Annotated in this window: 19 protein-coding genes; 8 read left to right on the top strand and 11 right to left on the bottom strand. The window is 67.8% G+C overall.

All coding sequences use genetic code 11. From position 1 onward, the window contains the following. Window positions 1-2 precede the first annotated feature (2 nt). Window positions 3-2360 (top strand): beta-xylosidase/alpha-l-arabinosidase, encoded by a 2358-nt coding sequence (locus AC5RVB_RS09880; RefSeq protein WP_494142605.1) that lies wholly within the window; start codon window positions 3-5, stop codon window positions 2358-2360. A 40-nt stretch (window positions 2361-2400) separates the two neighbouring features. Beyond that, window positions 2401-3426, top strand: a complete 1026-nt coding sequence (locus tag AC5RVB_RS09875; RefSeq protein ID WP_494142604.1) for an acetylxylan esterase — start codon at window positions 2401-2403, stop codon at window positions 3424-3426. Between the two features lie 13 nt (window positions 3427-3439). On the opposite strand, the gene AC5RVB_RS09870 is transcribed toward AC5RVB_RS09875, so the two are convergent. The 4 genes from AC5RVB_RS09870 to xylA all read right to left on the bottom strand — a co-directional run bounded on the left by AC5RVB_RS09870 (window position 3440) and on the right by xylA (window position 7721). Continuing rightward, on the bottom strand, window positions 3440-3973 hold the full coding sequence (locus AC5RVB_RS09870) for a GNAT family N-acetyltransferase (protein WP_494142603.1): 534 nt from the start codon (window positions 3971-3973) through the stop codon (window positions 3440-3442). A 70-nt stretch (window positions 3974-4043) separates the two neighbouring features. Then, a complete protein-coding gene (locus tag AC5RVB_RS09865; RefSeq protein WP_494142602.1) occupies window positions 4044-4961 on the bottom strand; it encodes an aldose-1-epimerase in 918 nt (305 codons plus the stop codon). Between the two features lie 10 nt (window positions 4962-4971). Next, window positions 4972-6396, bottom strand: a complete 1425-nt coding sequence (locus tag AC5RVB_RS09860; RefSeq protein ID WP_290245521.1) for a xylulokinase — start codon at window positions 6394-6396, stop codon at window positions 4972-4974. Between the two features lie 143 nt (window positions 6397-6539). After that, window positions 6540-7721: a xylose isomerase gene (gene xylA / locus AC5RVB_RS09855; RefSeq protein WP_494142601.1), complete on the bottom strand. Its 1182-nt coding sequence runs from the start codon at window positions 7719-7721 to the stop codon at window positions 6540-6542. 230 nt (window positions 7722-7951) lie between these two features. On the opposite strand from xylA, the gene AC5RVB_RS09850 reads away from it, so the two are divergent. Further along, complete coding sequence (locus tag AC5RVB_RS09850; RefSeq protein WP_494142600.1) at window positions 7952-9163, top strand: ROK family transcriptional regulator; 1212 nt, start codon at window positions 7952-7954, stop codon at window positions 9161-9163. Here AC5RVB_RS09850 and AC5RVB_RS09845 read toward each other — a convergent pair. Beyond that, window positions 9156-10289 carry an NAD(P)/FAD-dependent oxidoreductase gene (locus AC5RVB_RS09845; protein WP_494142599.1) on the bottom strand — a complete coding sequence of 378 codons (1134 nt, stop codon included), beginning with the start codon at window positions 10287-10289 and terminating at the stop codon, window positions 9156-9158. The two genes, AC5RVB_RS09850 and AC5RVB_RS09845, sit on opposite strands and share 8 nt — an antisense overlap. Before the next feature lie 123 nt (window positions 10290-10412). Here AC5RVB_RS09845 and AC5RVB_RS09840 point away from each other — a divergent pair, with 123 nt between their 5' ends. From AC5RVB_RS09840 to AC5RVB_RS09830, 3 genes are all read left to right on the top strand, one after another. Then, entirely contained in the window at window positions 10413-11180 is a 768-nt protein-coding gene (locus AC5RVB_RS09840) for an enoyl-CoA hydratase/isomerase family protein (RefSeq protein WP_494142598.1), read from the top strand. A 78-nt stretch (window positions 11181-11258) separates the two neighbouring features. Beyond that, complete coding sequence (locus tag AC5RVB_RS09835) at window positions 11259-11777, top strand: acyl-CoA thioesterase (protein ID WP_494142597.1); 519 nt, start codon at window positions 11259-11261, stop codon at window positions 11775-11777. Between the two features lie 36 nt (window positions 11778-11813). Further along, window positions 11814-13001, top strand: a complete 1188-nt coding sequence (locus AC5RVB_RS09830; RefSeq protein ID WP_494142596.1) for an acyl-CoA dehydrogenase family protein — start codon at window positions 11814-11816, stop codon at window positions 12999-13001. A gap of 111 nt (window positions 13002-13112) precedes the next feature. Here the strand turns inward: AC5RVB_RS09830 and AC5RVB_RS09825 are convergent, their stop codons facing one another. Genes AC5RVB_RS09825 through AC5RVB_RS09805 form a run of 5 tightly spaced genes read right to left on the bottom strand, consistent with a single transcriptional unit; the run spans window position 13113 to window position 17475 of the window. Next, window positions 13113-14024 (bottom strand): 3-hydroxyacyl-CoA dehydrogenase family protein, encoded by a 912-nt coding sequence (locus AC5RVB_RS09825; RefSeq protein ID WP_494142595.1) that lies wholly within the window; start codon window positions 14022-14024, stop codon window positions 13113-13115. Next, window positions 14021-14899 (bottom strand): enoyl-CoA hydratase/isomerase family protein, encoded by an 879-nt coding sequence (locus tag AC5RVB_RS09820; RefSeq protein ID WP_494142594.1) that lies wholly within the window; start codon window positions 14897-14899, stop codon window positions 14021-14023. Before AC5RVB_RS09820 ends, AC5RVB_RS09825 begins: the two co-directional genes overlap by 4 nt. A gap of 46 nt (window positions 14900-14945) precedes the next feature. Continuing rightward, entirely contained in the window at window positions 14946-15719 is a 774-nt protein-coding gene (locus AC5RVB_RS09815; RefSeq protein WP_494142593.1) for an SDR family oxidoreductase, read from the bottom strand. 20 nt (window positions 15720-15739) lie between these two features. Next, window positions 15740-16558, bottom strand: coding sequence for a CoA-transferase subunit beta (locus tag AC5RVB_RS09810; RefSeq protein ID WP_494142592.1), 819 nt, complete (start codon window positions 16556-16558; stop codon window positions 15740-15742). Continuing rightward, on the bottom strand, window positions 16555-17475 hold the full coding sequence (locus AC5RVB_RS09805; protein ID WP_494142591.1) for a CoA transferase subunit A: 921 nt from the start codon (window positions 17473-17475) through the stop codon (window positions 16555-16557). The genes AC5RVB_RS09810 and AC5RVB_RS09805 overlap by 4 nt, the downstream gene beginning before the upstream one ends. Window positions 17476-17605: 130 nt before the next feature. Here AC5RVB_RS09805 and AC5RVB_RS09800 point away from each other — a divergent pair, with 130 nt between their 5' ends. Together AC5RVB_RS09800 and AC5RVB_RS09795 are read left to right on the top strand one after the other, a co-directional pair. Beyond that, window positions 17606-18532: a LysR family transcriptional regulator gene (locus AC5RVB_RS09800; protein ID WP_494142590.1), complete on the top strand. Its 927-nt coding sequence runs from the start codon at window positions 17606-17608 to the stop codon at window positions 18530-18532. 125 nt (window positions 18533-18657) lie between these two features. After that, a complete protein-coding gene (locus AC5RVB_RS09795; protein WP_227905265.1) occupies window positions 18658-20049 on the top strand; it encodes an MFS transporter in 1392 nt (463 codons plus the stop codon). A gap of 175 nt (window positions 20050-20224) precedes the next feature. Here the strand turns inward: AC5RVB_RS09795 and AC5RVB_RS09790 are convergent, their stop codons facing one another. Next, window positions 20225-21295: an SGNH/GDSL hydrolase family protein gene (locus AC5RVB_RS09790; RefSeq protein ID WP_494142589.1), complete on the bottom strand. Its 1071-nt coding sequence runs from the start codon at window positions 21293-21295 to the stop codon at window positions 20225-20227. Window positions 21296-21297 lie beyond the last annotated feature (2 nt).

The raw sequence follows: 21297 nt of genomic DNA, 5'->3' as shown, positions 1-21297 counted from the left end.
ACATGAGCGAAACAACCGTTGATTACCTCCCCTGGCGGGACACCTCCCGGACCACTGAGGACCGTGCCTCCCTGCTGGCGGCACAGATGACCCGTCGCGAGAAGGTGGCCCAGCTCTTCGGCGTCTGGGTGGGAGCCTCCAGCGAAGGCGGCCAGGTGGCTCCGCACCAGCACGACATGAAGGAACCCGTACCGCTGGAGGACCTGCTCCCCGACGGACTCGGCCAGCTCACCCGGCCGTTCGGCACCCATCCGGTGGATGCCGGGATGGGGGCCCTGTCCCTGATGCGCACCCAGGAGCGGATCGCCGCAGCCAACCGGTTCGGCATCCCGGCCATGGCGCACGAGGAATGCCTTGCCGGCTTCGCTGCCTGGGGTGCCACCGCCTATCCGGTGCCGCTGTCCTGGGGCGCCACCTTCAACCCGGAGCTCATTGGCCGGGTAGGGGCCGCCATCGGTACGGACCTGCGTTCGGTGGGCGTGCATCAGGGCCTGGCCCCGGTGCTCGACGTCGTCCGCGACGCCCGCTGGGGACGGGTGGAGGAAACCATCGGCGAGGATCCCTATCTGGTGGGCAGTATCGCCTCCGCCTACATCCGGGGCCTGGAAGGCGCCGGCGTGGTGGCCACCCTCAAACACTTCGTGGGCTATTCGGCGTCCAAGGCCGGGCGCAACCTCGCCCCCGTGTCCATCGGCGTCCGCGAGCGCAACGACGTCCTGCTGGTCCCCTTTGAAATGGCGGTGCGGGAAACCGGGGTGCGTTCGGTGATGCACGCCTATACCGACGTCGACGGCGTGCCCTCCGCCGCGGACCGGGACCTGCTGACCGGGCTGCTGCGGGACAGGTGGGGGTTCGAGGGCACCGTGGTCGCGGACTACTTCGGTGTCGGGTTCCTCAAGGAACTGCACCGCGTGGCCGGCACCATGGGCCAGGCCGCCGCGGCGGCGCTGACCGCCGGCGTCGACGTCGAACTGCCCACCGTGGATGCCTTCGGCGAGCCGCTGCTGGCCGAGCTGGAGTCCGGCCGGCTGGACGAAGCCGTCATCGACACGGCATTGCACCGCGTCCTGACCCAGAAGATCCAGCTGGGCCTGCTGGACCCGGACTGGTCCCCCGCACCCCCGGTCCTGTCCGGGACGGATCCGGACCCCGCCGCCGTCCGGGGTTCCGTGGACCTGGACGGACCGCAGAACCGCGCCCTGGCCGCCGAAGTGGCCGAACAGGCACTGGTGCTGACCGCCAACCACGGCATTCTGCCCCTGGCAGCGCCGGGACGGATCGCCGTCGTCGGGCCCAATGCGGATAACCCCATGGCCTTCCTGGGCTGTTACTCCTTCCCCGCCCACGTGGGAGTGCAGCATCCGGAAGTAGCCGCCGGAATCGAACTGCCCACCGTGGCCGCGTCGCTGCGGGCCGAGTTCCCGAACAGCGAGATCACCGTGGCCCAGGGCTGCAGCGTGGACGGGCCGGAAGCCGACGGATTCGCTGCCGCGCTCGCAGCGGCCCGGGGCGCGGACGTTGCCGTAGCCGTCCTGGGTGACCGGTCCGGGCTGTTTGGCCGCGGCACCAGCGGGGAGGGCTGCGACACCGAATCGCTGGTACTGCCCGGCGTGCAGCAGCAGTTCCTCGAGGCACTGCTGGACACGGGGACCCCGGTGGTCCTGGTGCTGCTGACCGGCCGTCCCTACGCGCTGGGCCGTGCAGTAACCGGGGCAGCAGCAATAGTGCAGGCCTTTTTTCCTGGCGAGGAAGGCGGACCTGCCGTGGCAGGGGTACTCAGCGGCCGGGTCAATCCCAGCGGCCGGCTGCCGGTGAGTGTGCCGGCCTCCCCCGGCGCCCAGCCCTCCACTTACCTGGCGGCGCCGCTGGCACAGTCCAGTGACGTTTCCAGCATTGACCCGACGCCCGCGTTCGCGTTCGGCCACGGGCTGGGCTACAGCACCTTCGCCTGGTCCGATGCCGCGTTGGAAGGTCCGGCGGAGTTCGGCGTCGACGGCGAAACCTCGGTTGGCGTGACGGTCACCAACACTTCCGAACGCGACGGCGCGGAGATCGTCCAGCTCTACCTGCATGATCCGGTGGCGTCCGTGGTCCGTCCGGTGCAGCGGCTGGCCGGGTTCGCCCGGGTGCCGCTGGCCGCGGGCGCGTCGGCACGGGTGTCCTTCACTGTGCCCGCTGACGCTGCGTCCTTCACCGGTCGGGACGGGCACCGTATTGTGGAGCCCGGAGAGTTGGAACTGCGACTCGGGGCCTCCAGCGGCGACATCCGCGCCGCCCTGCCGGTTAGCCTGATCGGAACAGTCCGGGAGGTGGACCACACCCGGCGGCTGCACTGCCCCGCGGCCGTGACCCCGGCCTGACACCAGCACCGGAACAAGCACTGAAAACGAGGACCCGCCGATGTACTCCGATCTGCCTGTCGACCAGCTCGCCACGTACCGCGGCACCACCAGCGAGCCCAAGGACTTTGATGCGTTCTGGGAAGACACCTTGGACGATGCCCGGCTCTACCCGCTGGCGCTGAAAGTCACCCCGTGCCCGGCAACACTGCGCACGGTGGAACTGTACGACGTCGTCTTTTCCGGCTTCGGCGGTGAACTGATCCGCGCCTGGCTGCGGCTGCCGGCCCAGCCACTGCGCACCGAGGGCCCCATCCCGGGTGTGGTGCAGTTTGCCGGGTACGGCGGTGGCCGCGGCGACGCACACGAGAACCTGTTCTGGGCGTCCGCCGGCTTCGCGCATCTTCACATGGATTCCCGCGGCCAGGGCGCCGGCTGGAGTAAGGGCGCAACGCCCGACGGCGCGGGCAGTGCCGGCCCGCAGGGTCCCGGTGTGATGACCCGCGGGATACTGGATCCGGAGACCTATTACTACCGACGGCTGTTTACTGACGCCGTACGGGCGGTGCAGTCCCTGCGTTCACTGGATTCAGCCGAAGTTGGCGGTCCGGACGGTGCTGCTGACCTGCGCGGCGTCGTGGATCCGGACCGGGTGGCCGTACTGGGGCAGAGCCAGGGAGGATCCGTGGCACTGGCAGCCGGGGCGTTCTGTCCCCAGGTGGCCGCCGTCGTCGCCTTTGTCCCGTACCTCGCAGACATTCCGCGGGCGGTGAGCGTCACAGATGCGTACCCTTTCCGGGAAGTCTGTGACTTCCTTGCCGTCCATCGCGGGTCCACCGACCGGGTGATGGAAACACTGCGCTATTTCGACGCCGTCCATTTGGCCCGGCGCTCCAAGGCGCCGGCGCTGTTCTCCGTAGGTCTGATGGACACGATCACTCCGCCGTCCACGGTCTACGCCGCATACAACAACTATGCCGGTCCCAAGGATCTGGGGGTGTGGCCCTTTAACGGGCACGAGGCCGGCGGTATCGAAGATGACCTGGCCGCACTGGACTTCCTGCAGAAACAGCTCGGCGGCGGGTAGGACGGGTCAGGACCTACGCCTGCGGGTTATCAGCAGTAAACAGCTCGCACACAGTGTTGTAGTAGCGATCCGTAGGTCCCCGGTACTGCAGGCCGGTTTTCTCGCAAACCCGCATGGACGCCGCATTCGCAGGGATGGTGACCGCCACAACGCGCGGCAGGCCGGCATCGAACGCATGCTGCAACACAACGGCTGCCGCTTCCGACGCGTATCCCTTTCCCCAGCTATCCGGGTGGAAATGCCAGCCGATTTCAATATCACCGGACGGCCGCCGTTCCGGGCCCGACGCCGGAATAGGCTTGAGCAGCAGGGTCCCGGCAAGTTCTCCGGAGTGCTTGTCCTCCACCGCCCGGATGCCGCAGGTTCCGTCGTCCCGCCGATGCCACGCTTCGATGAGGGCCAGTGCCTCGGACCGGTTCTGCATCAGCTGTGGAGGATTGCCGATGTACCGCTGGACCTCCATTCGCGAGTACAGGTCCAGAACGAAGTCCGCGTCTGCGGACGTGTACGGGCGCAGCAGCAGCCGGCGGGTTTCGAGGGTCAGCATCGGAGCAGTCTACGTCCGCCCTGGGCAGGGTACTGACTTGCCCAGGGCTGCCGGGAACAGAGGCCGGCGCTTAGATCCCGGCGATCCGGAATCCGAGCCGGTGTTCTTCCCCGGGGGCCAGCACAATCAGGCCCTCGCCGGAGTTAAAGGCATCCGGCGGGCAGGTCATGGGTTCGGCGGCAACACCGAGGCGGCCCATTTGCTCGCCGGAGTAGATTTGGAGCCAGGGCGCGGACTTACCGTCCGCCGACAGTACGGACCCGATGCCGGTTTCCGGATCGGTCAGGCGCACCTGCCACTCGCCGTCGGGCAGGCCGGCATAGGCGTGATCGGCGGTGCGGCTGCCGATGGGTTCGTCGGAGGTGAACTCCAGCGGGCTGCCCGCTACATCCTGCAGTTCGGACAGGTCCAGGGGACGTCCCGGCTGGTCCGGTCCGCCCAGAACCTGCGCCGCCGGCACCTCCAGCACACACCGGTCCACCGGCGCCAGATCTGCGGTCAGATACGGATGGGTGGAGACACCGTACGGGGCCGCCGAGGTGCCGGCGTTCCGTGCGGCCAGTTCCACGCTGAGCCCGGTCTCGGCGTCGAGCATGTAGACCGCTTCCAGCTCCAGCGGGAACGGATAGCCCGGCTGGCCCATCAGCCGATGCCTGAGCACCACCCGGTCCTGCGCGGAGTCCGCGACCTCCCACTCGTCCCAGCAGACCAGCCCGTGCAGCGCCATCGCGGTCTCGGGCTCGTTGACCGGCACCTGGTAGTCGGTGCCCTCAAAGGAGTAGCGGCCGCCGGTGATCCGGTTGGGCCAGGGCATCAGCACCTTGCCGGTATAGGCGTGCGGCACGGTGTCCTCGGCCAGCGGCAGCACCACGTGCCGGCCGTCGCGGGTGAGGGCGGCCAGAGTGGCGCCGACGGGGAAAACGGTGGCGCGGTACGGGCCGGCGGACAGTTCCACGGGGGTGCCGTTGGGGCCGAAGGAAGTAGTCATGGCATCGAGCCTATCGGGTGGCGGGCAGTCCCGCGTGTCCGGCCACCTGCCGGTAGCGGCGCAGCACCGCGGGCGCGGGATCGGCAGTGATCACGGTGGTGGACGCCGCGTCATCCCAGGCCGGCCAGGCACCGGTGAGGACGGCGGCGGCCTGCCGGGCGGCGCCGTCGGCCACGTACTCCCCGGGTGGGGGCACACTCACCGGCAGCTCAAAGACTGCCGCGATCATCTGCTGCATCGCCGCGGATCGGGCGGCACCGCCCACCAGGATCACGCGTTCTGGCGTGACGCCGGTGTCGCTGAGGGCGGCAAAACAGTCGGCGAGGGAGCAGGCCACGCCCTCTACGGCGGCGCGGGCCAGGTTGGCGGGGGTGAAGTTCGTGAGCGTCATCCCGTGCAGCGAGCCGGTGGCATCGGGCAGGTTAGGGGTCCGCTCCCCCTCGAAATAGGGCACCATAACCAGGCCTTCCGCCCCGCTCGGCGCGGTCAGTGCCAGCCTGGTCAGTTCGGGCAGGTCGACGCCGAGCATCCCGGCGGTGGCATCCAGCACCCGTGAGGCGTTCAAAGTGCAGGCCAGCGGCAGGAAGTTCCCGCCGGCATCAGCGAAGCCGGCCACCAGCCCGGTGGAATCCGCCGTAGGGGCATCGGCGACGGCGAACACCGTGCCGGACGTGCCGATGGAAACCACAACGTCCCCCACACCGGCGGCAACACCCAGCCCGGCCGCAGCGTTGTCACCGGCACCGGGTCCGATCAGGGCGCCGGACGGGGTCCGTCCCGCCGCCTCGAGCGGCCCGAGCACCCGGGGAAGCCGGGGTACATGACCCAGGGTCTGTTCCAGGACGTCGGGCAGGTATTCTCCGCTGGCCGGTGACCAGTAGCCCGTGCCGGAGGCATCGGACCGGTCGGTGGTGAGTGCGGCCAGGCCGTCAGCACCTGATCCGGGTCCGTAGCCGGCCAGCCGCCAGCTCAACCAGTCGTGCGGCAGGCAGACCGCAGCCGTGCGCGCGGCGTTCGCCGGTTCGTTTTCCGCCAGCCAGCGCAGCTTCGCAGCGGTAAACGAGGCCACCGGCACCGACCCCGTGCGCTCCGCCCAGTAGCGAGCGCCGTCCGGGCCGGCGTCGGCCACCATTTTCTCCGCCGCGGCAGCGGAACGGACATCATTCCACAGCAGCGCCGGGCGGACGACGGCGCCGGTCTCATCCAGGCAGACCATGCCGTGCTGCTGCCCTCCCACGGATACCGCGGCAACATCAGCAAGGCCGCCGGCCGCGGCCACGGCCTGCTGCAGGGCTGTCCACCAGGCCTCGGGGTCCACCTCGGTACCGGCGGGATGGCGGGCCGAGCCCTCACGCAGCAGCGCGCCGGTTGCGGCGTCGCGGATGACAACCTTGCAGGACTGGGTTGAGCTGTCGATTCCGGCGACAAGGGGCATGGCTGTGCCTTTCAAACGAGGGCGCCCTTCAACGGGCGGCGCCTTTCAACGGGTGCTGCTTTTCCACGGGGTGCTGCCGCCCGGCCCGTCACAGGCCGGGCGGCAGCAGTCTTTTACTACCGGTGCTGAGTGGTGGAGGCAGCCTAGCGGGCACCCATCAGGTGTTCCAGTGCCAGCTGGTTCAGCTTCACAAAACCGAAATCCCGCTCCGCAGCGGCAGCGGCGTCGAAGGTTTCAAAGGAGGCGGCATCGGCGAGGAAATCGCTGACAGTTTCGCCCGCGGCGAGCGTGGGTTCGGCCAGTTCACCGATGCCCGCGTAGGCCATCGCTTCCTGCACCTCGGAATCGGCCCGGAAGGCCGCGGCCCGTTCCTTGAGCAGCAGATACATGTCCATGTTGGCCTTGGCCGATTCCCACACGCCGGGATAACCCTCGGTCCGGGAGGGCTTGTAGTCGAAGTGCCGCGGACCCTCGTAGCGCGGACCGCCGTTGGGGAAGCCGTTTTCCAGCAGGTCCACGGTGAAGAAGGCACTGGTGAGGTCGCCGTGGCCAAAGACCAGGTCCTGGTCGAACTTGATGGACTTCTGCCCGTTGAGGTCAATGTGGAACAGCTTCCCGGACCAGAGGGCCTGGGCGATGCCGTGGGTGAAGTTCAGCCCGGCCATCTGCTCGTGCCCGGTTTCCGGGTTCAGGCCCACAATGTCGCCGTGCTCCAACTGGGAAATAAAAGCCAGGGCGTGCCCGATGGTGGGCAGGAAAATATCGCCGCGCGGCTCGTTGGGCTTGGGCTCAATGGCCAGGCGCAGCCCATAGCCCTTGTCCTTGACGTAACCGGCAACCGTGTCCACGCCTTCCTTCATCCGCTCGAAGGCGGCGGCGAAGTCCTTGGACCCGTCATATTCGCTGCCTTCGCGGCCTCCCCACATCACGAAGGTCTCCGCCCCGAGTTCGGCGGCGAGATCGATGTTGCGCAGTACCTTGCGCAGCGCGAAGCGGCGGACCGAGCGGTCATTGGAGGTGAAGCCCCCGTCCTTGAAGACCGGGTGGGTGAACAGGTTGGTGGTCACCATGGGTGCCTTGAGACCGGTCTCGGCCAGGGCGTTGGTGAAGTTCTTCAGGATCAGGTCCCGTTCCTGCGGCGTTGCGTCGAAGGGAACCAGGTCATTGTCGTGGAAGGTCACCCCGTAGGCGCCGAGTTCAGCGAGTTTGTGCATGCCCTCGACGGGGTCCAGATCCGCACGGGTGGGAGTGCCGAAGGGGTCCGTTCCCGTCCACCCGATGGTCCAGAGGCCGAAGGTAAACCGGTCGGAAGGCGATGGCGTCATTGTCACGTTAGCTCCAGATCACAGAATTAGTTGGTAGCCACAACATATTGGCCTGCACGCGGCCTGTCAATGGTTTTCTCAACTGACCGATCCGCCGTTTCGGCCGCGCCCCCAGTACTCCACCGCACAGCGGAGCCGGTGGTAGCCCCATTTGTTTGCCATCCCAACTAATCCGCTTCCGGGACAGGTACTGTGGAGGCTGACGCAACGGATTCAGGGAAGGCACGGCGATGGACGGTAGCAACGGCGGCACCCCACCGGCGCCTGCAGGTGGCGGCTCCGACAGCCTGCGCACCGCCAACCTTTCCCGGGTGCTGACTCTGCTGCACCGCCGCGGCCCGCTCTCCCGGGCCGAACTGACCCGGCTGACCGGCTTCAACCGCTCCACCGTCGGCGCCCTGGCCGCGGAACTTGCAGCCATGGGACTGGCCTACGAAACCGATCCCCCCGCCGGCCGGGTGGGCCGGCCGAGCCCGCTGGTGCACCCGAATTCGCAGGTTTCCGCCGTCGTGGTGCATCCGGATGTGGACGCCGTGACGGTGGGCCTCGTGGGGCTGGGCGGGCGCGTACACCGGCGCGTCCGGCACGACACCACCGCCGCTCCGAGCGTCGCCGAGACCGTCACCATCACCCGGGCCGTGCTGGCCGGAATGTCCACCGATCTGGCCGCCATGGACCGGATTGTTGGCGTAGGAGTCGCCGTTCCCGGACTCACCCGCACCTCCGACGGGCTGGTCCTGCTGGCTCCGCATCTGGGCTGGCGGCAGGAACCGCTGGCGGCGCCGCTGGCCGAGGCACTGGAGCTGCCGGTGGCTGCCGGCAACGACGCCACCCTGGGATCACTGGCAGAGAGCCTATTCGGCGCTGCCGCCGACGCCGGGAACACGGTATATCTCAACGGCAGCGCCAGCGGCATCGGCGGCGGAATCATGGCAGCGGGCAGTCCGCTGCGCGGTGCCGACGGGTATGCCGGGGAACTGGGCCATACCCTGGTCCGCACCGATGGCGCCCAGTGTCACTGCGGCCGCCGCGGCTGTCTGGAAACCGAAGTGAGCCTGGCCCGGCTACTGGGGGTGCTGGGACTCCAGCGCGCTGACCAGGATGCGCTCGACACCGCGATGACCGGCCCCCGGACCCCGGCACTCCAGACGGAGGTGGAACGGCAGCTTGATTACCTGGCGGTGGCACTGACGAACTTCGTGAACATCTTCAACCCGGAAACCGTGGTGCTGGGCGGCTTCCTGGGCACCCTGTTTTCCTGCGCACCGGAGCGGCTCGCCGATGCCGTGGCGGCAGAGGCCATTGCCGGCCTGGGCCAACGGGTGAGCCTGCGCCGGGCCGAGCTGCGCTCGGAGCTGCTGCTGGTGGGCGCCGCCGAACTGGCCTTTGCCCCGCTGCTGGCCGCCCCCTCGCACGGCATAGCGGCCACCGAAGCTAGCTGAACCGCTCCGCCCGGAACTCCGCCAGCATCGGATGCCGGCGGCCGGTGAGGATCTCCCGCGACAGCAGTTCGCCGGCAATCAGCCCCAGCGTGGCACCGGAGTGCGTGAACGCCACAAAGCATCCGGGTGCACCCTTGAGTTCCCCCAGTACCGGGAGCCCGTCTCCGGGGACCGGTTTCCGGCCGATCAGATATTCCGCCGGATGCAGGGCCGGGTGCCCGGCGAGGACCCGGGAGGCTTCATCGGCCAGTTCCTGCACGGTGGCCGGATCAATGCTGTAGGCGCCGGAGGGATCCCGGATGATGCGGTCCAGAAACCAGGTATGGTCCATGGCCAGGCGGTTGCCGGGGTGCGGGCGTACCGAAACCCGTGGCGTGTTCAGCACCGAGGACAGCGGCGTACCGGCGGGTTCGGTAATCACCAGCATGGCCAGGTCCGAGGCATCGGGCAGGTTAATGCCCAGCTCCCCCACTACGGCGGGGGTGTCGGCACCGGCAGCCACCAGCACCGCATCCGCGCGCACGGTACCGCCGCCGGGCAGCTGCAGCCCGACGGTCCGGCCGTTTTCGACGGCGACGGCGGCCTTGCCGGCATGCTCATGCAGCTCGCCGCCCAGGGCCCGGAACTCAACGAGCAGGTGCCGGATCAGGTGCGGAAGGCTGACCCATCCCTCGCCGGGATTGGACACCGCCGGACCGGCTACCGATCCGAGGTCCACCGCGGGATCAATTCCGGCGAGAGCTTCCCCAACCTCGCCCTCGCGGAGCAGACGGGAGGCATAAGCATGGCCGGTCTCGGCGTCGTGCCGCTCCCGGAGAGCCTCCCCGCTGCCGGGTCCGTCCCAGTGGATGCCGCCGCCGAATCCCAGCCAGTCAATCCCGGCATGCTGCGCCAGCAGGGTCCGGTACCGGTCAATGCCGGCCATCCGCAGCCGGTGATAGGCCTCGGGCCGGCCGCCGGCGGAATTGAGCCAGGCCAGGGACCGCCCGGAGGCCCCGCTGGCCACGCCTGCTTCCGTCACCAGCACCACGGACGCGCCGTCCCGGAGCAGGTGCACCGCCGTCGAAACCCCCAGGATGCCTCCGCCCAGGACCGCCACGTGCTTAACAGGTACCGGTGAGTGCATGAATGATTCCTCACTAAGCTGATTTACCGATAAATCGGATAGGCAATAAGTATTGGATATTTATAATCGCGTTTGGAAGAGTGGCAGCGGACACATCCGGTTTAAATAAAACAGGAGACGCAGTTGCTCATCAAAGCGGACCGGCAGGATCACATCCTGACGCTGACCCTCAATGACCCGGCACGGCGCAACGCCATGGGCAATGCCATGCGCGAGGAGCTCACTGCCGCACTGACGGCGGCCGCCGGGGACCCGCAGGTGCGGGTGGTGCTGCTGCGCGGGGCGCAGGGCAGCTTCTGCGCCGGCGGCGATCTCACCGCCATGCCGCCCGAAGACCCGGCCACCGCCGCTCGGCGGCTCCGCGACGTTGGGGACATGATCCGGCTATTGGCCGGCTTCCCCGTTCCCACCATCGCTGTGGTGGAGGGGGCTGCCGCGGGCATGGGCGCCGGCCTGGCCCTGGCCTGCGACTATGTCCTGATGGCTGCGGACGCGCGCCTGCTCTTCCCGTTCACCCGCCTGGGCCTGATCCCGGACGGCGGCCTGCTCGCCACGCTGGCGCAGCGGGCGGGCGCCTCCCGCGCACGCCAGATCCTGCTGGAGGCCGACGTCCTGGATGCGGACGCGTGCCTGGCAGCCGGGCTGGCCGACGCCGTGCATCCCGCCGCCGATCTGCCCGCCGCTGCCCTGGCGCAGGCAGAGAGCCTGGCCGGACAGGCACCGCTGGCGGTCGCCGCACTGAAGGCCGTTCTGGCCTCCGGAACACCCACATTGGAAGCCGCGCTGGAAGCAGAGGCCGAACACCAGCCCAAGCTGTTTTTCACCGTGGACTTCGCCGAGGGCAAGGCTGCCTTCCGCGAGCGCCGCTCCCCCGGATTCACCGGCCGCTAAGTCCACCGGTTCCTCTGTTCACCTATCCCTGGCCGCACCGGTTATCGACCCCACCGGTTATCACCAAAGGACACTCCCATGAATGGCACTTCCGCCGCGCATGACCAGGCGCCCCCGCACGGGACAGCCGCACCCGGGACGGCCTCACCCGGGACAGCCTCACCAGGAGAAGCCGACGCCGGTATGTTCACCTGTGTCCTGCCGCTGCGCTGGTCGGACCAGGACCTGAACGGGCACGTGAACAACGCCCGGATTGTGACCCTCATGGAAGAGGCACGCATCCTGTGGCTGAACCGGCAGGCGGCTTCCGCCGGCGTCGGGAGCTTCAGCGATCCCAAGGTGGTGGCCTCCCTCAACGTGGAGTACCGCCGCCCGGTGGAATATGACCGGCAGCTGGAGATGGAACTGTGGATCAGCCGGATCGGTTCGCGGTCCTTCACCATTGCCTACCGGGCACTGCAGTCCGGTGAGGCCTGCTTTACCGGCAGCACCGTCCTGGTGCCGCTGGACCCGGCCGCCGGAACCTCACGCACGCTGCAGCCGGCCGAAACGGACTACCTGTCCCGCTACCTTTCCCCCACCGAACCCCCACGATAACCACCCGGCTCGCCCCGGCAGAACTACGGAGAAGCAATGACCGACGCAACCGATTTCTACCTCCTCGAGGAATCCCTGACCGATGAGCAGCGCGAGGTGCAGCTGCGGGTTCGCACCTTCGCGAACGAGCAGGTGGCACCGATCATCAACGACTACTGGGACCGTGCCGAGTTCCCCTTTGAGCTGGTTCCCAAGCTGGCCGGCCTGGGCGTGGTGGGCACGACCATTGAGGGCTACGGCTGCCCCGGCATGGACCGGCTCTCCTCCGCCCTGGTCTCCATGGAGATGTCCCGGGTGGACGGCAGCGTCAACACCTTCCTGAGTGTGCAGTCCGGCCTGACCATGGGCTCAATCAACCTGCTGGGCAGCGAGGAACAGAAAACCCGCTGGCTGCCGCGCATGGCGAACCTGGACGCCATCGGCTCCTTCGCCCTCACCGAACCGGACCACGGCTCGGATTCGGTGGGGCTGGAGACCTCGGCCCGCCGGGACGGGGATTCCTACATCCTCAACGGCAAAAAACGGTGGATCGGCAACGCCAGCTTCGCCGACGTCGTCGTGATCTGGGCGCGGGATGAAGCCGACGGCAAGGTCAAGGGCTTCGTGATGGAGAAGAACGCGGACGGCACCTATCCGCAGGGATACCAGGCGGAGGTCATCACCGGAAAGGTGGGCAAGCGGGCCATCCTGCAGCCGGACATCACCATCACCAACCTGCGCATCCCGGCGGAGAACGTGCTGGTGGATTCCAAGGGATTTCGCGATGTCAGCCGGGTGCTGATGGCCACCCGCGGCAACGCCTCCTGGGAAGCACTGGGCCACGCCATGGCGGCCTATGAAGCAGCACTGGCCTACTCGCTGCAGCGCCGGCAGTTCGGCAAGCAGATTGCCGGGTTCCAGCTGGTCCAGAACAAGCTGGCGAACATGCTGGCCGAGCTGACCGCCATGCAGCTGATCTGCTTCCGCATCACCAATCTGCAGGAGGCCGGCAAGCTCACCGGCCCCATGTCCTCCATGGCCAAGATGCACACCGCGAAGAAGGCCCGCTGGATCTGCTCCGAGGCCCGGGACATGCTCGGCGGCAACGGCCTGCTGCTGGAGTACCAGGTGGCCCGGCACATGACGGACATGGAGGTGGTCTACACCTATGAAGGAACGGATTCCATCCAGTCCCTGCTGATCGGCCGCGAAATTACCGGCATCAACGCGCTCAAGGGCGAGTAGGCAGCAGCAGCGCAGCGCACATAAAGGAAGGGCCGGGGCATGGTGCCCCGGCCCTTACTTTTGGCCCTGGATCAGTAGCTGAAGACGCGGATCAGTAGCTGAAGAAGCGGATCAGTAGCTGAAGAAGCCCTGGCCGCTCTTGCGGCCCAATTCCCCGCGGGCCACCTTCTCCCGCAGGATCTGCGGCGGCGCGAACCGCTCTCCGAGCGTCTCGTGCAGGTACTCCGCGATGCCCAGCCGCACATCCAGGCCCACCATGTCGGTGGTGCGCAACGGTCCCACGGGGTGTTTGTAGCCCAGCACCATGGCCGCATCAATGTCCTCGGCCGAGGCCACGCCCTCTTCGACCATCCGCATGGCTTCCAGCGCAATGGCCACCCCCAGGCGGGAGGAGGCGAAGCCGGGGGCGTCCCGGACAACGACGGCGGTTTTCCCCAGCGCGGCGGTCCACTCCCGGGCGGCCTCCCCCAGTTCCGCGGACGTGCTATCCGTCAGCACCACCTCCACCAGCAGCGAGGAGGGAACGGGGTTGAAGAAGTGCAGGCCGCAGAAGCGTTCGGGCCGGGCCAGACCGGCAGCCAGTTTCGCCACGGACAGCGAGGACGTGTTCGTGGCCAGCCAGGCGCCGTCGGCCAAATGTTCCTCCACAGCTTTCAGGGCCGAGGACTTCAGCTCAAAGTCCTCGGGCACGGCCTCAACCACCAGATCACACCCGGCAAAGGACGCGTAGTCGGTGGAGACGCTCAGCCGGCCGGTCAGCTCATCGAGGCTGTGTGTGGTGGTACCGCGGTCCACGCTCTTGGCCAGCGCGGCTGCCACCCTTTCACGGGCAGCGTCGGCCGCGGCCTGGTCCCGCTCCACCACCACCACGTCCGCACCCGCGACGGTGAAGGCGTGGGCTATGCCGGCGCCCATCCGGCCGCCGCCCAGGACGCCGACGACGGCGGGCACGGCAGCGGTGCCGGCCTCGGTTGTTTCGGCGGACGGGTTGGTCGGGGCGGAAAGATTTTCGGCGGTGCTCATGCGTTGTCCTTCGGTGCGGGAGTGGAATTCGGTGCGGGTGTGGAAGTGGATGCCGGCGTGGAACTGGATGCGGCGGGTGCCGCTGCCTGCTTGGCGGCCTGCCGGGCGGCACTGCGGTCCAGGAAGGACTGCATCCGCTCGAACTTGGCCTCGGATTCAAAGAGGATGCCCTGTGCGAGGGTTTCCACCATCGGGTGTGCCTCCCGCGGGGCGGCAAACACGCTTTTGGTCAGCCGGACGGCCAGCGGATCCTGTGCGGCAATACGGTCCGCCAGGGCATGGGCGGCGGGCAGCAGGTCCACGGGTTCGTGCAGTTCGGTGACCAGGCGTGCCTGCAGGGCTTCCTCCGCGTTGAGGATGCGGCCGGCCAGGAGCAGTTCCTTTGCCAGCGGCTCCCCCACCAGTTCCTTCAGCCGCCAGGTGGCCCCCGCGGCGGCCATAATGCCCAGACCCACCTCCGGCTGGCCGATTTTCAGCGTGGGTGTGCCCAGCCGGAAGTCGGCGGCGTACGCGAGTTCCGCGCCACCGCCCAGGGCGAAACCGTCCAGTGCGGCAATCACCGGCAGCGGCAGCTGGGCAATGCGGGCAAAAACGCTGGAGTTGATGCCGGCCAGCGCGTCATCCCGGCGGCGCTCGCGCAGCTGGGAAATATCGGCGCCGGAGGCAAACACCCCGCGGCCGCCAGCACTGGTGCCGCAGAGGATCAGGATCCGCGGGTGGCGCTCCAGCACGGCGCAGACGGCGTGCAGTTCCTCCACCATGGCCGCGTCGATGGCGTTGCGCACCTCGGGCCGGTTCAGCTGGACCTGGATCCGGTCTTCGGTCTCGGTGACCAGCAGCGTGGTGAACGCGGATTCGGCAAAAAGGGACGTCATTGTCAGGTCTCGCTTAGGGTCGGTGGAACAGAAACGGGTGCGGGGCTCACTGGTCGCCCAGCTGCCGGCCGCCGTCGATCAGCAGTGTGGTGCCGGTGATGTAGGAAGCGTAATCGCTGAGCAGATAGGCGCAGGCATTGGCTATTTCCTCGCGGCGGGCCAGCCGGCGCAGCGGAATCCGGTGCACATGCTCCTGCACCGCGTCCGCGTCCGGGTAGAGCGCCGTGGTGCCGCCCGTGCCCTCGGTGAGTCCCGGGGTCAGGACGTTGAGCCGGAAACCGTGCGGTGCCCAGGCCTTGGCCAGTGATTTGGTCATGGCTTCCACGCCGGCTTTGGCGCTGGCTGAGTGGACGGTGCTGGCGCTGCCGGTGACGGCGGCGGAGGTGCCGATGCTGACCACGGAGAGCCCGGTGCCCGTATCCACGGCGGTACGGGCCACCGCGGAGGTGACGTTCCAGGTTCCGGTGAGGACGATGTCCACGACGGCGGCCCATCCGTTGGGTGAGAGCTGCAGCGGGTCCACGCGGAAGTTGCCCGCCGCGTTGTTCACCAGCAGGCTCACCGGGCCAAGGTCGCCGGTGACGGCGTCCACCACGGCTGCCACTTCCGCGGCGTCCCGGACATCCACTGCGTAGCCGCGCACCTCGCCGCCGTGGGCGCGGAGCTGTTCGACGGCGTCGTCCAACCGGTCCTTGTTCCGGCCGACCACCGCTACCTTCGCGCCGAGGCCGGCGAGTGTCCCGGCGATCGCCAGGCCAATGCCCGCGCTGCCGCCGGTCACCAGGGCGGTGCGCCCGGCGAAAACGGGGGTACTGAACATGCTGGTCTCCTTGTCCGTGATCAGCGCAGGTACACGCGGCCGGGATCGATCTCATTGCGCAGCAGGTCCAGTTCCTGCGCGGTGGGTGCGGGGGTCACGGACAAGCCGGGCAGCACCTTCAACGGCCAGCCGGTGGCCTCGATCACCTGTTCCACGCTGACACCCTCGTGCACCGTGGCCAGGCACAGTTCCCCGGTTTCATCCGCCTTAAGCACGCCAAGATCGCTGATGACGGTGGTCACCCCGCGGCCCTGGGCGGGAACCAGCGGGTCCTTTTCCCGGGCAATCCGGGGTGAGGGGCTGGTGCAGAAATCCAGCTCGCGGACAAAGGAGGTGGGGTTGTGCCGGCGCATCACCACAAAAACCTCGGCGGAGTTGGCCATCACTTCGGCCGCGCCGCCGGAACCGGGCAACCGGACGTCCGGAGACTCCCAGTCTCCGATGACGCTGGAGTTCAGGCTGCCGAACCGGTCAATCTGCGCCGCCCCCAGGAACCCCACGTCAATCCAGCCGCCCTGGAGCACGTAGCCGAACAGCACGGGCATGGTGAGGATGGCCTCGGCACCGGTGGCCAGCGAGGCATCGGCAATGGTCTCGGGCAGCCGGGGCGGATGGGCGCCGCAGACGCCGGATTCATAGACCTGCTCAATGTCCGGGCTGGTGGACTTCTGGGCCAGGGCCACGGCGAGGGTGGGCAGTCCGATGCCGGCAAAGACCCGGCGGGTGCCCTGCAGGTAACGGCAGCTGACCGCTGCCAGCAGTTCGCTGGAAGTGTATGCGGGTGCGGCCGCGTCGTCTGCGGCGGCGGTGTCGTTCGGGAGGGCGGTGAAGGGAGTCATCGGACGCTTCCGTAATTTACCGGGGTGGACAGGTGCGGTTCGGGGGTCAGCGGGGCAAAGAAGTCCGGGCCGAGTTTGGCGACGTAGCCGGCGTGGTCTCCGGTGTCGTGGACCCATTCCTGCAGCCAGGCCTCAAGGCGTTCAGGGTCCTTGCTGATGGCCGACCAGAAGCGGTAGAACGTGTTGTCGCGGTCATAGTAGCCCTGGACAAAGGAGGGGTGGGCACCGTAGGGCACCTCCACCACGGCGTCGACGGCGAACCCCGGGACGGCGGTGCGGTTCGGATCCGAGCGGATCACCTCGTCAGGCACTATCTCCTCCACCAGGGCAATGGTGCGTTTGGAGGCGAACGCCGCTTCCTGCTGCGGTCCGAGAATGCCCCAGCTCTGGATGTTGCCGTGCCGGTCCGCGCGCTGGGCGTGAATGATGGCAACGTCGGGATTCAGTGCCGGAACCACGTAGGTCTCCACCCCTGGGTCAAAGGGCGAGGCAACCTTGCGCAGATTGGGGTTCACCTCCGGCAGGCTGCTGCCGGCGTAGGAGCGCACCGGCATAAACGGGATCCCCGCAGCGCCGGCCTGGTAGCGGGCCAGGAGTCCGTAGTGGCTGTATTCCTCCAGCGTGAGTGACCCGGGACCGCCTGCCTCCACGGCACGGCGGATGGCGTAGAGGGAGCCCACCGACGAGTTGCCGGTGAAGGCGAAGATCATTTTGTCCACGGCGCCGGCACCTACCAGCTGGTCCGCCACAATGTCGGGTGTCATGCGCACCAGGGTCAGTCCGGTCCGGCCCTGCCGGATGATTTCATGCCCGGCGGCAAAGGGAATCAGGTGCGTGAATCCCTCCAGCGCCACCGTGTCCCCGTCTTTGACGAATTCGGCAACGGCATCCTGAAGGGAATACTGCTTTTGGATCATTTCTGTACGGCCTCCGGGTTTTTGTGGTGCCCCTCATACTGGCACCGCCGATCTATAACGGTCCAATACCTAGAAATGCCTTGTGTGATAAGAAATAGATCTCAATGATTACCTAGTAGCGGGACGGACCATGGAACTTCGGCATTTGATCGGCTTTGTGGCAACGGCGGAGGAACTGCATTTTGGCCGGGCCGCCGCGCGCCTGCACACGGCCCAGCCGGCGCTGAGCCAGCAGATCCGGCATCTGGAAAAGGAACTCGGGGTCCAGCTCTTCCACCGCAACACCCGGTCCGTGACGCTGAGTGACGCCGGTGCGGCACTGCTGGGCCCGGCCCGGCAGGTGCTCGCCGACGTCGAAGTGGCCAAGCGCGCAGCGGTGCTGGGCAACTCGGAAATCGTGGGCCGGGTGGTGGTGGGTTTCGCCGGCGCCAGCAGCCGTGCCGCACTGCCCAAACTGGCCCGGGCCGTACGCGCCGAACAACCCGGCATCGAGCTGGTCCTGCAGGGCCAGACCTACGCCGGCGCGGCCCTGGCCGAAGTCACGGCAGGCACCCTGGACATCGGCTTTGCCCGGCTGCCGGTGCGTGATTCGGCCTTGAGCACCCGGGTGTACGAATACGAGCGGCTGGTCGCTGCCCTGCCGAGCGACCACCTCCTCGCCGGCCGCGAGAGCATCAGTGCGGCGGACCTGGCCGAGGAACCCTTCGTGACGTTCCCGGGGACCCGCGGCTCCACCGTCCGGGATGCCCTGATCCAGGTGGCCATGAATGCCGGCTTCACGCCGCGCATCATGCAGGAGGCTCCGGATTCCTACACGATCCTGGGCCTGGTGGCGGCGGGCGTTGGCGTAACAATTACGGTTTCTTCGGTCCAGCACATCAATACCCCCGGACTGGTTTATCGGAATCTCGATGACGATATTCCGGAGATGGCCGCCGTCCTGGCCTGGCGGAAGGACAATGCTTCCGCAGCGGTTCAGGCGGTGCTGAAGATTGCCGAAGAAGTCCTTCCCACCCCGATTCCCGAGGAAAGCCGGCCCTCCTCGGTAATTCAGTAATATTTCGTCCTACTGTTGGTCAGATTGGTTATTGGACGCTCTCAGTGCGTACTGGCAAGGTGAGTGAGGAAATCTTTATGTGTGGCCTGTCACACATCCCCCCCGTCACTTACACCGGAGCTGTTGTGAGCACTAATCAAACCCCAGCGGTTGACGCGGAAACGCGCACCCGGATGGCAAAGAAGGCCGGTTTCGCCTCCTTCGCCGGAACCACCGTCGAGTGGTACGACTTCTACGCCTACGGCACCGCCTCGGCCCTGGTCTTCGGGCAGATCTTCTTCCCGGCCGAGGACGCCGCCGTGGGCACGCTTGCCGCCTTCGCCACCTTCTGGGTCGGGTTCCTGGCCCGGCCGCTGGGCGGCGTGGTGTTCGGCCACTTCGGTGACAAGTTCGGCCGCAAGAAGGCGCTGGTCACCACCCTGCTGATGATGGGCATCTGCACCACCGCCGTCGGGCTGCTGCCCACGTACGGACAGATCGGCATGTGGGCCGCCGTGATCCTGGTGTTCCTGCGCCTCATCCAGGGCATCGCGATGGGCGGCGAGTGGGGCGGCGCCGTCGTCCTGGCCGCTGAACACGCACCCAAGGGCAAGGGCATCATCTACGGCGCCTTCGCCCAGCAGGGCTCCCCCATGGGCAACCTGCTCTCCACCCTGGTGTGGCTCGCCGTGGCACAGCTGCCGGACGAACAGTTCCTCTCCTGGGGCTGGCGCATTCCGTTCCTGCTCTCCGCCGTCCTGGTGGGCATTGGCCTGTTCATCCGGCTGAGCATCGAGGAATCCCCGGCCATGAAGGAAATGATGGTCACCAAGACCGTCGCCAAGACCCCGTTCACCGAGGTGCTGCGCCATTCCAAGGGCATTGTGGTCCTGGGCATCGGCGCCTGCATCATCGCCGTCTCCGCCACCTACTTCAAGGGGACCTTCGCTCTGGCCTGGGCCGTGGACAGCGGGCTGTTTGACCGCTCCACCTTCCTGACCATCGTGACCATTGCCCTGGTGGTGCAGTTCTGCGTGCAGCCCTTCGGCGCCGTCATCGCCTCGAAGATGGACCTGCGCAAGGCCGTCCTGCTGCTGCTGGTGCCGGAACTGGTCTTTATGCCGCTGATGTTCATCATGATCGGGACCGGGAACTACCTGCTGGCCGTGGTGGGCATGGCGGTGGCCACCATCCCGCACTCCATGTACTACGCCGCGCTGGCCGGGATCCTGGCCAAATCCTTCCCGCCGAATATCCGCTACACCGGCATTTCCCTGAGCTACCAGCTCAGTTCCACCCTGTTTGCCGGGACGGCGCCCATGATGGGCCAGTACCTGCTCAACGTCAGCGGCTCCATCCTGGCGGTGGTCGCCCTGGCCCTGGTGCACGTGGGCCTGACCATCGGCTGTGTGCTGGGCCTGCTGGCCCGGTCCAGGAACATGGGCGACGGGTACGCCAGCTCGGACAGCTTCAGCACCCAGGACGAACTGCCGGACGCTGCCGGGCAGGACGCCCGCAAGGCCGCAACGCAGGCATAGTCCGCCCCACGGCTTTACCGGACCCCCGGGACATCACGTCCCGGGGGTCTTTCCGTGTCCGGGTCCTGTGGTTGTCGGGTCCTGTGGCTAGGTCCAGTGGTTGCCGGGTCCCTTGCCGACGGCGGCAGTCCTTCCGGCGGTGACGGCGGCAGTCCCTGGTAGAGGGCGGGGCCGGTTATCCGGCTGTGACGGGGTACGCCGCAGCCCATTCGACGATGGCATCAGTCATGGCCCGGTATCCCTGCCGGGTGGGGTGCAGCAGTTCCTGGTTGGCGGTGGGCGAATCGGCGGCCTGCAGCAGGCCGGAGACATTGGCGGCATGCAGGTAGGGTTCCTCGCTGCAGGCACCGTGGCCGGCCAGGGCGTCCTGCGCGGTCTCCACGAAATACACGTTTGCCTGCGGGACATTGTTTACCGCCGCACGGATCACGGTGTTCAGTTCTCCCACCAGCTCCCGGGCGAACCCCTGTTCCTCGACGCTGAGGCGCCCGCAGCCGCCGTCGGGCGCATCAAAAAGCTGGGGATAGGGAAGCACCAGGACGGGTGCGGCAACGGCGCTGGCCAGTGCTGAATAGGCCGCTTCAAGGTCCGGCTGCAGCGCCGCGAGCTGCACAGCGGCATCCGCGCGCAGGGCGGGGTTTTCGGTGCAGGGCCTGGTATCCAGCAGGCAAGCCTGCAGAATACCGGCGAAATCCAGGTTGTTGCCGCCCACGGAAAGGATCACCAGCGTGGGGTCGAAGCCCTGCAGCTGCTGCAGCTGGGGCGGGACGGCCCCCGGCCCGGCGCCGGGCTGTGTGGGCTCACGGAACGCCAGCTTCTGCGGGGCGGTGAGATGCCCGGTGGTCGCCCGGGAACAGGCCAGGTTGGCAATACTGTCCGGGGGAAAGAGCTCGGAGGCCACGGCGTAGGTGCTGCGGTGGCAGGAATCCCGGCGAGCGTCGCCGGCGGGCCGGTAGCTGCCGGCGCCCTCGCCGGAGGCGAAGGAATCCCCCAGGATGGCCAAGCGCCCGGTGTCGCCGGTGACGGCGGCCAGCCAGCCGGTGGGACGGGAGGGTTCAGGCTCCGATGCTGAAGGTACGGGTGCCGATGGTACGGGCGCCGACGGCGACACCGGGGCTTCCGCCGATGGTGACACCCCCGATGTTGTTGTTTCTCCGGCCGGGCCGGAGGGGCCGGCGGCAGGCGTCGCCGTGCAGGCGGTGAGGATTACCACCGCTGCCACGACACCCGCCGCCAGCCGTTTCATGC

The sequence above is a fragment of the Arthrobacter sp. Y3225209 genome (assembly GCF_059090685.1).
Note: the sequence above shows the minus strand (reverse complement) of the source record. Positions and strands in the feature narration are given on the sequence as shown.

Excerpts from the sequence above, each read along its gene's own strand:
- AC5RVB_RS09880 (WP_494142605.1), top strand. The coding sequence starts at position 3 with ATGAGCGAAACAACCGTTGATTACCTCCCCTGGCGGGACACCTCCCGG.
- AC5RVB_RS09875 (WP_494142604.1), top strand. The coding sequence starts at position 2,401 with ATGTACTCCGATCTGCCTGTCGACCAGCTCGCCACGTACCGCGGCACC.
- AC5RVB_RS09870 (WP_494142603.1), bottom strand. The coding sequence starts at position 3,973 with ATGCTGACCCTCGAAACCCGCCGGCTGCTGCTGCGCCCGTACACGTCC.
- AC5RVB_RS09865 (WP_494142602.1), bottom strand. The coding sequence starts at position 4,961 with ATGACTACTTCCTTCGGCCCCAACGGCACCCCCGTGGAACTGTCCGCC.
- AC5RVB_RS09860 (WP_290245521.1), bottom strand. The coding sequence starts at position 6,396 with ATGCCCCTTGTCGCCGGAATCGACAGCTCAACCCAGTCCTGCAAGGTT.
- xylA (WP_494142601.1), bottom strand. The coding sequence starts at position 7,721 with ATGACGCCATCGCCTTCCGACCGGTTTACCTTCGGCCTCTGGACCATC.
- AC5RVB_RS09850 (WP_494142600.1), top strand. The coding sequence starts at position 7,952 with ATGGACGGTAGCAACGGCGGCACCCCACCGGCGCCTGCAGGTGGCGGC.
- AC5RVB_RS09845 (WP_494142599.1), bottom strand. The coding sequence starts at position 10,289 with ATGCACTCACCGGTACCTGTTAAGCACGTGGCGGTCCTGGGCGGAGGC.
- AC5RVB_RS09835 (WP_494142597.1), top strand. The coding sequence starts at position 11,259 with ATGAATGGCACTTCCGCCGCGCATGACCAGGCGCCCCCGCACGGGACA.
- AC5RVB_RS09830 (WP_494142596.1), top strand. The coding sequence starts at position 11,814 with ATGACCGACGCAACCGATTTCTACCTCCTCGAGGAATCCCTGACCGAT.
- AC5RVB_RS09825 (WP_494142595.1), bottom strand. The coding sequence starts at position 14,024 with ATGAGCACCGCCGAAAATCTTTCCGCCCCGACCAACCCGTCCGCCGAA.
- AC5RVB_RS09820 (WP_494142594.1), bottom strand. The coding sequence starts at position 14,899 with ATGACGTCCCTTTTTGCCGAATCCGCGTTCACCACGCTGCTGGTCACC.
- AC5RVB_RS09815 (WP_494142593.1), bottom strand. The coding sequence starts at position 15,719 with ATGTTCAGTACCCCCGTTTTCGCCGGGCGCACCGCCCTGGTGACCGGC.
- AC5RVB_RS09810 (WP_494142592.1), bottom strand. The coding sequence starts at position 16,558 with ATGACTCCCTTCACCGCCCTCCCGAACGACACCGCCGCCGCAGACGAC.
- AC5RVB_RS09805 (WP_494142591.1), bottom strand. The coding sequence starts at position 17,475 with ATGATCCAAAAGCAGTATTCCCTTCAGGATGCCGTTGCCGAATTCGTC.
- AC5RVB_RS09800 (WP_494142590.1), top strand. The coding sequence starts at position 17,606 with ATGGAACTTCGGCATTTGATCGGCTTTGTGGCAACGGCGGAGGAACTG.
- AC5RVB_RS09790 (WP_494142589.1), bottom strand. The coding sequence starts at position 21,295 with ATGAAACGGCTGGCGGCGGGTGTCGTGGCAGCGGTGGTAATCCTCACC.